This is a genomic window from Sphingosinicella sp. BN140058 (genome assembly GCF_004135585.1).
Taxonomy (GTDB): Bacteria; Pseudomonadota; Alphaproteobacteria; order Sphingomonadales; family Sphingomonadaceae; genus Allosphingosinicella.
The window spans coordinates 406,056-419,174 of the sequence record NZ_CP035501.1 but is presented as its reverse complement, the minus strand read 5'-3'; the positions used below and the strand labels follow the sequence as shown (position 1 = coordinate 419,174).

Annotated in this window: 9 protein-coding genes and 1 tRNA gene; 5 read left to right on the top strand and 5 right to left on the bottom strand. The window is 62.8% G+C overall.

What is annotated here, in order from left to right; translation table 11 throughout:
- Positions 1 to 119: 119 nt before the first annotated feature.
- Positions 120 to 815, bottom strand: coding sequence for a hypothetical protein (locus ETR14_RS28700; protein ID WP_206185940.1), 696 nt, complete (start codon positions 813 to 815; stop codon positions 120 to 122).
- A 457-nt stretch (positions 816 to 1,272) separates the two neighbouring features.
- Positions 1,273 to 2,823: an FAD-dependent monooxygenase gene (locus tag ETR14_RS01840; RefSeq protein WP_129383094.1), complete on the bottom strand. Its 1,551-nt coding sequence runs from the start codon at positions 2,821 to 2,823 to the stop codon at positions 1,273 to 1,275.
- Between the two features lie 991 nt (positions 2,824 to 3,814).
- On the opposite strand from ETR14_RS01840, the gene ETR14_RS01835 reads away from it, so the two are divergent.
- The 3 genes from ETR14_RS01835 to ETR14_RS01825 all read left to right on the top strand — a co-directional run bounded on the left by ETR14_RS01835 (position 3,815) and on the right by ETR14_RS01825 (position 6,509).
- The gene (locus ETR14_RS01835) at positions 3,815 to 4,348 is read left to right on the top strand and encodes a TM2 domain-containing protein (protein WP_165356269.1); all 534 of its coding nucleotides are present in this window, start codon (positions 3,815 to 3,817) and stop codon (positions 4,346 to 4,348) included.
- Positions 4,349 to 5,358: 1,010 nt separating this feature from the next.
- Entirely contained in the window at positions 5,359 to 5,622 is a 264-nt protein-coding gene (locus ETR14_RS01830; protein ID WP_129383092.1) for a hypothetical protein, read from the top strand.
- A 317-nt stretch (positions 5,623 to 5,939) separates the two neighbouring features.
- Positions 5,940 to 6,509, top strand: a complete 570-nt coding sequence (locus tag ETR14_RS01825) for a hypothetical protein (protein WP_129383091.1) — start codon at positions 5,940 to 5,942, stop codon at positions 6,507 to 6,509.
- 254 nt (positions 6,510 to 6,763) lie between these two features.
- On the opposite strand, the gene ETR14_RS01820 is transcribed toward ETR14_RS01825, so the two are convergent.
- Positions 6,764 to 7,057 (bottom strand): hypothetical protein, encoded by a 294-nt coding sequence (locus ETR14_RS01820; RefSeq protein WP_129383090.1) that lies wholly within the window; start codon positions 7,055 to 7,057, stop codon positions 6,764 to 6,766.
- A 277-nt stretch (positions 7,058 to 7,334) separates the two neighbouring features.
- A complete protein-coding gene (locus tag ETR14_RS01815; RefSeq protein ID WP_129383089.1) occupies positions 7,335 to 7,844 on the bottom strand; it encodes a hypothetical protein in 510 nt (169 codons plus the stop codon).
- Between the two features lie 843 nt (positions 7,845 to 8,687).
- Between ETR14_RS01815 and ETR14_RS01810 the strand changes: the two genes are divergently transcribed.
- Positions 8,688 to 8,764: transfer RNA gene (locus ETR14_RS01810), tRNA-Arg, on the top strand.
- Positions 8,765 to 9,616: 852 nt separating this feature from the next.
- Positions 9,617 to 9,823, top strand: a complete 207-nt coding sequence (locus tag ETR14_RS01805) for a hypothetical protein (RefSeq protein ID WP_129383088.1) — start codon at positions 9,617 to 9,619, stop codon at positions 9,821 to 9,823.
- A gap of 116 nt (positions 9,824 to 9,939) precedes the next feature.
- Here the strand turns inward: ETR14_RS01805 and ETR14_RS01800 are convergent, their stop codons facing one another.
- Positions 9,940 to 12,942, bottom strand: coding sequence for a TonB-dependent receptor (locus ETR14_RS01800; protein ID WP_129383087.1), 3,003 nt, complete (start codon positions 12,940 to 12,942; stop codon positions 9,940 to 9,942).
- Between the last annotated feature and the right edge of the window lie 177 nt (positions 12,943 to 13,119).

Here is a 13,119-nt window from a genome sequence, read left to right as displayed (position 1 = left end):
GAGATTTGGCTCGACTTCCGGCAACTGCCCGAAGCGCGTGGAGGCCGGAGACTCGCGGTTCCCCATCGACGGAACGGGCCGGGCGCAGGCCCTCCTTCGTCCCGCAAGGCAGCCTCCGGTCAGAAGCCGGGGATTTTGGCGTCGGGGGGTGCGAGAATGCCGCCGGCCATCCTGCCTTCGGCGTCGAGCGCGGCCGACATCAGCACCGCGCCATTGGCAAACACCAGATCGTAGGCGTCGTCGCCCCGCGGGCCGCGGCCGCGGAAGGTGACCGACCTGAGCGCGCCCAGCGATTTGAACATGGGATGGGTCATGGGCAGATCCCGCCGGACGATCTCTGCGAATTGCGGAGAGAGCTTGCCATAGTCGGGAGCGCCGCTCGCCAGGCCGGCGACGAGGCGCCGCAGCGCGGATTCGGTGCCGGCAGCCGGCACGGCGCTGGATGCGGCGGGCGGGGGCGTCGGGACCGTTGCCGACGGGCTCGCCCGGCCTTCGATAGCGCCGGCTGACTGAACCCACATCATCAAGGCTGCTGCAGCAATAAAGCTCATTAGCATCGCTCCCGAGACCATGAAGAACAGGCGCCGCCGCGTGCTCCGCCCGGTCTCGTTTTGCGGGGCGGCAACGGCGCCGCCTCCATCCGGCCTCACATCGCTCGGCGAAAGGTCCGACGAGCCGGGTCCCAGCCGACCGGACCGCTCTATCGCCTCCACGAGCTTCGCAGCTTCGAGGGATGAGGACAGTCCGAGCTTGGCGCGGGCCATCTTCAACCTTTTCTCGACGGCGTGCGAAGAGATGCCAAGATCGAGCGCCATCTGCTTCGCAGTCTGATGGTCCAGACAGCGTCTGAGGCAATCCCGCTCGGCCGCGGTCAGGCGTAGGATCGCCGCCCGCTGGCGCTCGTCTATCGTGTCCATCTTCATGTTCGCCAACCTACCGCATTCGGCGGCAGTACCAACACCCGCTGTCTGGTACCCCGCTGGTACCCCTCTGGTACCCCGTTTCTCGGCCCCAGCCGTGCGCGTCGAAGTTGGCAACACAGGCGAAGGATCGGGCCAGGGCGGACCAGCCATGGTCTTCAGCTTGGAGCGTCCGGGGCTACGTTGATGGGCTCGCGTTTCAGCTCGACTTCTCTGTCCTGGCCGCAGGTAGGCCTTGTGGAATCCCGCTTCGTCGATGAGCTTCGCAAGGTCGAATTCCCAGGCGCTGGTGAAAGTGCTCTGGCGGCTGTCGGCAGGCGACCGAGCTAAGGCGGACACGCCGAACGCTTACCTATGGCGCCGTGGACCTGCCGAGATCCCCTGCGGCGTCGAACCATTGCGCTATAGCTTGGACGACGTCAGCTTCTTCATAGGGGCGCTCGCTTGCCCAGGCGACAAAGCCATCGGCGCGAACCAGGAGGATGTGTAGGGCTGACGGATGGTTCGAGTTGCACCGTGAATAGGTCACTTGGTCGCGGTACCGATCGGCAAGCGTCCGCAAACGATCGCTCTCACGAAAGTCGAGCAGAAGCGCACGCCCTCGTGATAAATGTTCGTTCAGGCGCGTACCGTCGTCGATCTCATAATTGGGGGCGCTGAGTCCGACGAGTGGATGGTCGCTGCCCAGGTCATAGCGCAGCGACACGCCCCAAACGCGCTCGGCGAAATAGGTTGCGCCCTCCCTTGTGGCAATCAGGTCGCCGACGATCGCGCGAAGTGCTTGCGCGCTTCGGCTGGGTCGCATGAGCGCGACCTGCGCGCGCGACCAGTCGAGTATCTGCTCGGCGACTGGCCGACGCTCGAGCTGATAGCTGTCGATGAGTTCAGCGGCGGCGTCGCCGCGGATCGTCGCAGCGAGCTTCCAGCCCAGGTTCATCGCGTCGCCAAGACCGAGGTTGAGGCCTTGGCCACCCAGCGGAGAGTGGATGTGTGCGGCATCACCAGCGAGCAGCACCCGCCCTCGCCGATATTCGGTCGCGAGATAGGCTCGATCGGTCCAGGTAGTGACTTGGCCGATCGAATTCAGTTCGACGTTCTTACCGGAAACGCGGCGCAGCACCGTCTGGAGATGATCCCGGGTGATTGGTTTGCCGCGGTGATGTGCCCCGCCGTCGAACTCCACCATTCTGATCATGTGGGGCAGGTCGAAGATGTAAGTGCCGGCCGATGTATCGTGGTGACCGGGTTCCAGCATCGATGGATCGGCCACTTCGACCTCGGCGAAGTAGCCGGTGAACTCGGGCTCCGAGCCGGTGAAACCGAAGCCCGCCGCCTTGCGCACTGCGCTGCGGCCGCCATCGCAGCCGACGAGCCAGCTTGCCCGAAACGTCTCTCCGCTGGCGCGCACGGTCACATCGCTGTTCGTTGCACCAACGTGCGAAACGCTTAGGCCGTACCTGATCGTGACCCCCAGTTGCAGCGCGCGGTCCGTCAGAACGGCCCCGATGCTCTCCAGATCGGCGGCCATCGGGCTGGCCGAGTCTTGCAGGCGGTAAGACCAGCGCTCCTGGTTGATCTGGTCGAGGAAGAATTTGATCCCGGCAAAATGCCCGCCAGGCCTTCGCTCCTCTTTCATCCAGGGCGCAGCGGCCGCGATCTCGCGGGCCGATATCCGTGCTTTCAGCGGCTCCAACAGGTTACGCCTGTCGAAGCTTTCGATCGTCGCGAGGGAGAGACCGCGCAAACCAAGGGGCGCGCGCTTGAGCGGCGTGGAAGGATATATCGCCTGTTCGAGGATCAACACCGAGCATCCGGCCAACCGCAGCTCGCAAGCCAGGAACAGACCGACCGGACCAGCGCCGGCAATCAGGACATCGTGGTGATCGGGGGTGAATTCGTTCATGGTTCGGCTCCGCTGTCGACGTTCGACCGGAGCGTTTCTCGAAGCTGAGACCCACATGGACGAACGCGGGGACGCACAAGGCGTCCTTTCGTTCGTCGCGGGGATCTCGTGCACGAAGCCAAAGACCAGAGCTCCCGTTACCGGGAGGACTTGGGCTTACCAAACCAAGTCTGCCTTTTCCGACACGCCGCTTATAGCGCCCGCTGATCGGGATGCCAAACCGATCGTGAAGCTGAGTGGGTCGGACCGCGTCGTAGCGCTCGATCTGGAGCACGCCGCCGGCGAACGTCAGGCACCGCGCGGAGCCCGACATTCGTGAGACCGCCCGGCGATTCGGGGGGGAATGACAGGGCAGGGTGGTTTCGCGACATTCGTGAGGAGCTCACTTCTGTTTGGGAACCTGCGCGAGGAGCGTCGTCATCGATTGCTCAACCTCTTGCTCGTTCGTCTCCCAGCTGCGCGGCCGAACCTGTCGGGGCTTAGTGTCGCTGGAGGGTACCTCGCTGAGCGGGGATGGTGGACGGCGACAGACATCGAAGCGGCAAGCTCCCGGAGATCGAAAGCAGACAGATAATCCGACGGAACACGGCTGCACCTGAGTCTTGGAACGCGCCGCGCGTGCGGCATGCGAGCAAGCGGCACAGGCTGGTCAGACATTCAAAGAATTGGACGAGTTGATCACCAAGCTTTCAAACGATCCCAGGACCGAACGTCTGGCGTCCGACTAGGGTCGCTAGGCGCTGTAAGAGGCGGAACGCTTCCGATCACGCGCGAACATCTGCCTGGCGCGCGAAACCGGACGTTCACCGCCGCGGTCCCCGATCGCACCGGCACCAGCTGAATGGGGTGGATGCGAGGCATCGAAGGTTTGCAGGTGGCCTCGAGATTGCCGCTCAAAAGATACATGGTGCCGGGGGCAGTCAGACGCGGCTGCAAACATTCTCTTAATGCATTGCATCTAGTAGCCGCTGTAGAAGCGCAGGGGGCTAATATGACCGGCTTTGGACGCAAGGGTTCACCTACAGGCAGCGAGCGCTCGTCGAAACCGCAATTCGGGGCAGCGCATTCGCCTAGCGACAACGATCAGGAACTGTCGCCACAAGCGCGAGCATTCCTGGCCGCAGAACGCAGTCGCAAGCTTGCAGAGCAGTCCTCGGTCCTATCCTCGGCCTTCCAAACGGCAGCCTTGCTCCAGCCCACCTTCACCAAACCGCCCAAGAGCCTCGCTTTGGCCTATGTCCTGTGGTGGTTCGGAGGCACCTTTGCGGCGCATCGCATGTATCTGGGTGCCTTCCGTTCGGCTACGACAATGGCGGGCTTTTTCTGGGGCGGTCTGGCGCTTGGCTCGGTCATGTCGAAGAAGAGTTCGCTGTGGGTCGGCGGCGTTGCCGTCCCGCCCTTGTGGGCAGCAATGATCCTGGCGTGGATGGCGTGGTGGTTTCTCGACGCTTTCCTGATCCCGGGCGTTCGACGCCGTCAAGCGCAGGTCGGCTCTGTTCAACCGCTGTCGAGGGTTTTCGTCTAACATCTGATGTACTACGTCGATCGGTGAGACGCCCGGCTCACTTGTGAGGGTGCTCCGCTTTCCAACTTCTGGGCCCCAGACGGGAGGTTCGACTTCGGGTCGGTTCGCGCTGTAGGCGTCCGGCGCGGCCCTAGGCCAGACCGACTTCGCCTGGCGCGTGTAACCGGACCTTGCGCGCCGCGCCGGTCGATCGCGCCGGGAACAGCCGGGAAGGGTGGAAAGTGGACGTTAGCTGCGCCATCGTCGGTGAATGAGAACTTGGGGGAATTGGACACTAGCCGCCGTTTTCTTCGCGGCCCTCGCCTGCTGTTCAGGCGGCGATTGCCCGCTCCGGTCGGGATGGCAGCTCGCAACGTCGTTGAGGCCATCGCCTGTTCCTTACGCGCCGAAGCTGGTGTTCTACGCGCAGGAAATGTCCGACGGTCAATGGCTCTGGCGCGACAAGCGCGTCGGCTATGGCGTGCTTCTACGAGACGTGGCCGTGGTCAGGCGTCTGAACCCACAGCCCTTGTTTCTCTTTAACTTCGCAGCTGGTCACGGATGCAGCGACTTGGACCGGATGAGGCGCGAGATTGCTCTCGCCGCCCAATGTTCAGGGGATGGAATTCCGTGCCTCCAAGGGACTCTGGCTGAGTTGAAGGCTCACACCTAAGGTCCGCTCTGGGTCGCAGGCGGCTGTAGGAGCGCGGGCAAGCGCGACAAGGCACGAACGTCGGCCTGTCGCGCGCAACCGGACGTTCGCCGCCGCGGCCTGAGATCGCGCCGGCAACAGCTGAATCGGGTGGAAGTCCGACATTCGTCGGATTAGCCTTCCGGCATGAGAGTGACGAAAGACGGCGACGCATAGGCCCGGGCGACCGTCTCGGTCTGGCACACGCCGGCGCCGAATGTCAGCCTGCGAGCGCGAGATCGGACATTGGCTGCCGAGTGGAGTAATGGCGCCGGCAACAGCCGGGGAAGGCGGATAAGCGACATTGCTGAACCCGACACACCGGGGCATCATTGCCCCGATGAGCGACACTTTTCATAGAGCCTCAGAGGCCGCTCAGCGAGCGCACGACTTGTTGGCCCAACGCGCGACGCTGGACTCATACGACTGGCTGCTGGTAGCGACGCTGTTGGTCGAAGCGGACGAGGCTCTTGAGAGGGCAAAGCAGTCAAATCCAGCTGTGGAGTTGCCGCTTCTGGATGAGGTCGTCGAGGAGCTTCGGGACGCCACCGAAAACTTTACGAAGCCCGACATTGTTATTTGCGGCAACGCTGGTGCGTGTTGATCTGGCACTCCACCCAACGCCGCCGATGCCTGTTTCCCAGTGCGAGGCGCTCGGCATCAAGAACTTTACATTGCACACACGGAAAGTTGTCGAATCTTGCCTATCCTATTTAAGAGGCGGTGCATTCAAGAGGTGATATGAAGCTTGATCCAGCCCCGAGTTCCGACCGTGCAATCCGAAGTGCGGGTTTGTGCTTGCTGATGATCGTCTGCGCAGCTCTTCTTGCTTCCTGTGCGCTTATCTATCGAACACATGCTCTCCGGTACCGATTGGCTGTCGAGGTTGATACGCCGGCGGGACTTCGTTCAGGCTCGAGCGTGATCGAGGTCCGGGTCATCGAAGCGCCCATCTGGGACTTCGGGCGGCGTGTTACGTTTGACATGAGCGGTGAAGCCGTCGCCGTGGACCTGGCGGACGGGAAAACTCTGTTCGCGTTGACGGCGAAGCCTATGGATGGAGACTATGCGGTTCATGTTCCGCTCAAGGCTTTTCTCGAGGAGTTGAATAGGCCGACGAGAGAAGCGGGCGGGGGTTCGCCGGACTATAAAGCCTGGATCGATCGCCTTCAGCGTCAACGCGCTTCAGCTGTGCTGGGCCCCTCCGACTACCCTCTGATGGTCGTGTTCGCCGATCCGGCAAAGCCGTCATCGGTTCGTCAACTCGATGCCAGCGACCTTGGGGCGTATTTCGGCGACGGCGTCAAGCTCCGAAGAATTACGATCCAAATAGTCGAAGATCCGGTGACGAGATCCATTTCGACCCGCCTGCCATGGCTGAGCAAGTATAGGCGCAACCACTGGAAGGTCGATGGCAAGCCTTATGAGCCAACGAGGTTTAACGATTTAAAGGGGGCCGTTGGCCCCGGTAATTTCAGTACGGAAATATAAACATGAAAGACGATCTGTTTCTGGCCATACTAGCGATGGATTCCTATAACCGCGGCTACGATAAATCCGTTACGGGAATAGTCGCGGAAGGTATGCAACAGGCTATGTCCGAGATGGGTCGCAGCCGGCCTTCTGCCCCGATCTGGCCTTGTGCCGGCGCGAAGGTCAGCCTGCCGCGCGGGAGCGGACATTGGCCGCCGCGTCCATTGCCGGCGGGGACAGCTCATTCGAGTGGAAGACGGACGAAAAGAGGCTCAGTTTCCGTAGTCTCGAAGTTCACCGCCAATTCGCGCCTGGACGCGACGCAGCGCCTCTACGACCACCTCCTTCGCATCGAAATTCCAGTGCCGCCCCGAATAGTCGGCTTGGATCAGAAATGGTCCCAACTGTTCATCCGGCTCATCTTCCTCTCCGACGTAGAGCCACCCGATCGCGTTCTTTCCGTCAGGATCGAAGACCACCTTCGTTGAAAAAGCCGCTTGATCGGGAAACTCGGCACAAAGCCCATGGAGCGCCAATTCTTCGCTCGCAATACCTTCGAGAAACACGGATCGCATGATGAGCGAGTAGCACATCATTGCGAACCTAGCACCCCCCTCGCGGCGCATCCTACGTCTGTAACGGGTCGAAGCACGTCCTAGATCCCCACACGACGCACGCCGACGGCGAACGGCAGGGTGCCGCGCGGAAGCGGACCTTCGTCAGGTCGCCAGGTGATCGCGCCGGGAACAGCGAAATCGGGTCGATTCGAGACATTCGGCTGCAGGTCCGATCAAAACCGAAGTGGACTTGCATCGTGAGTCGCGCCGCGGCGGCGGACCACCGTCATCGCTCTGAATAGCTAATGGCTGCCGATCGATCAGTATAGTTTTCGATGACGATCACTCTAGCTGTGTTCGCGCGCCCCGGCACGCGTCCTTCAAAAACATCGGCCTTGGCGCCATCCTTGTCTCCGCCGGTGAGCCGCTTCAGGCCATTTTTGACGACCGTATCCCGCACGACTCCGGAGATTTGCTCATAGCCGGCACCAGCGTAGTTGAGGATGCAACGTCTATCGGCGGTTTCGTACCGGACGTTCAAAATGCTGCGGCTGTTCTCAATCGCATCGAACTGAAGCGAGCCTTCGCCGCTTCCGATAGAAGTTTGAAATCCAAGTTTAGCTAATTCGGGCTCAGCGGGAGCGCTCCCATGCTGAACGAGCTGCGGACACAGAAACAGCACCCCGTTCACTGTGACGTGAACTGGAGACTTCGGGGCCACCTGCCCAGAGGCCACTCCGCCGCATCCGACCAAAGCCGCTAACAGCATCAGCCGTGCGCCAAGAAAATTACTCAAGATACGACCCCCAACTCGCAGAAGACCCACTGCACTCCCGTATGCCTTAACGGCCGCACGGCTGCAACGGGTCGGACCGGGTCGACCGTCCCGATCTGATCGCGCGTCGGCGCGATCGTCTGCCTGCCTCGTGAAACCGGACGTAGCCGTGACCGGCGTCGGTGCGCTACCCGAACAGCCGGGCAGGGTGGAAACGCGACGTTGACCGAGTGGATCAAGCGAGTAGCTTCGCTCCATGACCTTCCCATTACGCGCATCGGCCGAGCCTCCCGCAATCTCCTTCGGAAACGACTTGGCGATCCGGCCTGCACAATCCGGTGGTTGGGAGATCTGCGGCGGAGGCCAGTGCTCGGGCCTGAATGATGCGGAATACTGGAGGGCGGTCGGTCTATTGGAGAACCGCCTCGATGACGTTCGCGGGGCTTTTAGAGAGGCTGGCGGTGAACCCTTTCCGCTATGGAAGGTAGTTCGGGCGGCTCTGTCGCTATCGGCTTATTGGGCCGAGCTCGCGCTCCAGTGGGTTCCAGGCTTGGATGAGGCCGACCAACGAGAATTGGAACCTCACCTGGGCAAGGTCGCTGCCGCGCCTTGGGCGAACCAGCGCCTTCGGCACCTCGCGCGACGAGTAGCGCGGGAGCCTTCGGGGTCATGACAGCAACGTCCGGGATGGGTCGTTTCCGGCTGTAGCGAACTTCGTCACCATGCCGCGTCCGAAAGTCTGCAAAGGATCCAATAACAGACACCGCCCCGGCAGCTCGGAACGGCGAGCGCCGGGGAGGTGCGGGGCTCCGCACCAGCGCCCTCCTTGCGGCCGCACCGCCATCCGGATTAGGGTGCCGGCTACCGCTCCTAGCTCAGCCGGATAGAGCATCAGGCTTCGAACCTGAGGGTCGGGGGTTCGAATCCCTCGGAGCGGGCCATTGTCCCGCGGGTTCCGATCGTGGTCCACCGCAGGTCCTGAGCGGCGCCGCTTTGCAGGTCAGGAGCGGACCTTCGTCTCGCTGACGCTTCGATGTCGGCTTTGTGGGAGCTTAGCTGCCATTCGTTTGGTCGGGCGCAGGAGGTCCGCCGTGGCGGGAGCTAACATCCCGGCGAACGAAGGACTGCACTCTTGAGTTCAGCGCATTTGAAGATTGACCCGGGCTGCCGTTCCTGTTATGTTCCGCCGCTTGCTTTCCGCGTGCGAACTCGTTGAGCCATCGCCGGGGGCGGGCAATTCCTCTGCCGCGGGCATGCCCTTCCTTGAAGGCACAGGATCGGACAAGAACAGAATACCGACCGGCGGCCGGCTTGCGATTTGGCGCGCTAAGGGCGCACGTTCCATATCGCCGCCGGTCCGCCGCCGGGTGCGACGGGATCGGAGACACCGCTCAGTGCAGGTTCGCCGAGCCGCACGATGCCGTTTGAAAATCAACCGTAATATCGGTCAATACGGTCGTCGCAGGCCTGCTGCAGAACGCCCAAGAGGATGGAATTGTGTCGCGAACTCTTCCAACGCGAAGTGGGCCTGAGCATCACGCCGGACAGGCGCGCGGCGGGCTGGTCTTCCGGCATGTGGCGAAGCGGCGCGACCCCGGCGCAACTTCGTGCAAGCGCCGCTAGCAAACGAAGTCGCGCGGGTCTGCTCGTCTCTCCATCCGCGCGTGGCGGCGGTGTCTCGCCGCCGCCCGGGAAGTTCGGGCCGAAACGGACGGGTCCGTCCCGGCCGCCGCGGCACCCATGGACGCCGCGTGCGTTTCTTTGGTAAAGGCAGGGCAGGCGAGGAGCACGCGATGAACAACGCAGTGGACCAGATCGTCACCGGATTGGCCTTGCTGGTCATGCCCTTCATCGGCCTGTCCGCCGCCGCGCATGAGGCGGAGGACGGATCGAGCGGCGAATCCGCGCTGATCGCGATCGCCTCCGTGATCATCATGATCCAGCTCGCCCGCCATTTCTGGCACGTCCACCGCAGCCGTCGCATCCACCGCGCGCGCTGACCCACCGACCTGGTGGCGGACGCACCGGTGCTTCTCGGCCCACCATAGCTCGGTCATCTCCAGGTCCGGCGGTCAGCTCCGACCTGAGATCGGGAAGCAGGCTGTGAACCGGAGCGCTAGAACTGGAAATTGGCCCCGAAGGTGAGGGTCCGGCCGATCCGCGTCTCGAACAGGGTGTCGGTACGGGCGCTGTCGATGAACAGGCTGTTGCGCTCGTCGGTCAGATTCTGCGCTTCCAGGATCAGCTTGAAGTTCTTGGTCAGATTGTAGGAGGCCGAGGCGTCGACGAAGGTGTTGCCGCGATTGCCCTGATAATCGTTGCCGTTCGCACCGATGATGCCGCGAATATACGGGCCGCGATAGCTTGCCGTGGCGCGGATGCTGAAGCGATCATCCTCGTAGAACAGGGTGCCGCTGGCCGCGTCCTTGGACAGGCCGACGAGATCGGCATTGTAGGTGCCGCCGGACTGCAGGATGTAGTCGATCTTCGAGGTGACGTGGGTGTAATTGGCGAGGATCCCGAAGTTCGACAGCAAGCCGGGGAGAAAATCGAGCTGAACCTGGGCGTTGACCTCGACGCCCTTGAGCGGGCCGCCGGGCGTGTTGAGCGGCTGCCGGATGGTGAAGATGTCCGTGGGCACCGAGTTGGTGCCGTTCAGCAATTCGTCGGGCAAGCCGAGCTGGTTGAACGGGATCTGGTTCGATGCGGTCTGGATGAACGATTTGATGTCCTTGTGGAAATAGGCGACCGACAGCAGGGATCCGGGTCGGAAATACCATTCCAGTGAGGCGTCGAAGGTCGTGGCGCGGATCGGATCCAGGAACGGATTGTTGGCGGTGCCGTTGCGGGTGGTCGCCGTGATCGACGCCGAACTGGGCGTCAGCGGGCCATATTCGGGACGTGACATGACGTCGGCGAACGACAGTCGCCCGAGCAGGCTCGGCGTGAACTCGAACACCAGGTTCATCGACGGCAGCCAATCCTCGTACGAGCGGTTCACCTCGTTGGCGACGGCGGTCACGCCGGTCGGACTGGTCGCCAGCGCGCGGGACAGGTAGCCGACCGAACGCTGATCGGTGTGGACGTAGCGAACGCCGAGATCGCCGCGCACCGGGATCGGCAGGAAATCGCGCGTGTCGAAATTGACCATCACGTAAGCGCTCTTCACGCGCTCGCGGATCTGCGAGGTGCCGCTGCCGCAATCGGCGGTGGTGCAGAAGTCGAAACTGTCGGGGAATCCGAACGTCTCGCGCCATTTGTCGGCATCCACCGAGGCCCAGCTCGCCGGCGCGCCCATGCCGAACAATTTGTCCACCCCTTCGATCTGACGGGTGATGCTGGCGAGCGTCGTTCCCGCCGGCAGCATCTGGGTGAGGTTCTGGCCGAGATAGAGCGCCGCGGTCCGGGCGCGGCTGTCGCCCTCGCGCCACTGGCCGCCGACCTTGATCGAAAAGCCGTCGGCGACCTCATAGGTGCCGTTGAGCTCGAACGTCTTGTTGTCGATGACGTTGCGCGACGGCTTGCCCTGGGTGCTGAAGCCGCCGAGCACGGTGCCGTCGGCGAGCGCAGGCGCATAGGCGAAATTGGTCGGATCGGAGACGTCGAAGCCGAAGCCGATCGTCGGAACGGTCTTGCCGTCACGATAATCGATCACGAAACTGTCGGTGTCGATCGCGTCGATGAAGGTCTGCAATCGCTCCTTGCCGTCCCACAGCGATCGCGACACGCCGAACATGCCGTCGATCACGAACGCATCGCTGAACCGGTGCTTGAAGTTCAGATTGACCTGCTTGAAGGTCGAGACGAAATGGTCCTCGAGCCCCTCGGAGCGAACGTCGACGCCGTCGAACAGTCCGTAGACCAAAGATCCGTTCTGGTCGAATTCGATGTCGCGCACCGACACCATCGGCTGGCCGTTATTGTTGACGTTGCGGCCGAAGGACAGGCCGGCGATGTAATTGTCTCGGCGGGTGACGTCGTAGCGGGAGAACAGGCCGTCGATCGAGATGTCGGTGTCGTCGCTCGGCTGCCATTGCAGGGTCAGCGATGCGGCGTAGCGCTTGTTGTCCTGCTCCGAGTTCACGAAACGCGGGATGCGCGGGAAGAAGGCGCCGCTGCCCGGCGTGTTGGGCGCCGCGGCGCTGCGCAGCGCCATGATCGTGTTGTAGGCGGCGACGCTGCCGGTGCGCGGATTGTTCGTGCTGCACATTGTCGCGGTGGCACCCTTGGCCGCCTGTGCGACGGGCGAGGGGCTAATCGGCGTGACTCCGATCGGCGTGCAGAAGGGCTGGGCGGCCGCGCCCGTGCCGAGCTGGTTGCCGCCCAGCGTGGAGGATAGGACGTCCACCGCCGAATAGCCGACTTCGCGGATGTTGCGGCTGGTATAAGCGAGCGAGCCGAGGATCCCGAACGATCCGAATTGCTTGGAGACGAGCAGCGACGCGCGCGGATCGACCTTCTTGCTGAGCTCGTTGTAGACCCCGCGCGCGGTCGCGCTCAGCACCAGATCCTGCTTGTAGTCGAACGGCTTGGGCGCGCGCAGATCGACGGTGGCGCCGAGCGAGCCTTCCTCGACATCCGCCGAAGTCGTCTTGCGCACGGTCAGCGACGAGAAGATCTCGGACGGGAAGACGTTGAAATCGAAGCTGCGCCCGGAATTGCCGGCACCGTAAATGTCGGACGAGCCGGTCTGCGACGTGCCTTCCATGCCGTTGATGCGGATGCGGGTGAAACCGGCGCCGAGACCGCGCACCGAGATGTTTCGGCCTTCGCCGCCATCGCCGCGCGCCAGCGAGACGCCCGGAATGCGCTGCATCGACTCGGCAAGGTTGCTGTCGGGGAATTTGCCGATGTCTTCGGCGACGATCGTGTCGATCGCCGCGGTTTCGCTCCGCTTCAGGTTGAGCGCGCTGTTGAGCGACGCGCGAAAGCCGGTGACGATGATGCCTTCCTCGTCCGGCGTGCTCGGTGCCGGCGCATCGGTCGCGACCGGGTCTGCCGCGACCGGTCCGGCGCCTTCCTGCGCCCAGCCCGGGCTCGCCATCCCCGCGATCAGCGCAGCCGCCGATGCACCGAGCCAGGCATTTCTCGCCGGACGTATCTTGAGCCCCTTGTTCATCACCCATCCTCTCCTGCTCGCACGGCCGCTGGACGGCTCTTGGCGTGTCTCACTTCTTAGTATTATGTCCCACATTATGCATGAAGCGATCGCGTCGCCAAGCAAAAATCACACATTATTCATACAAATGTTCGTTGCTGAAGCAGACTGATTTTGTTTCGGCGCAAAGGATCGAGG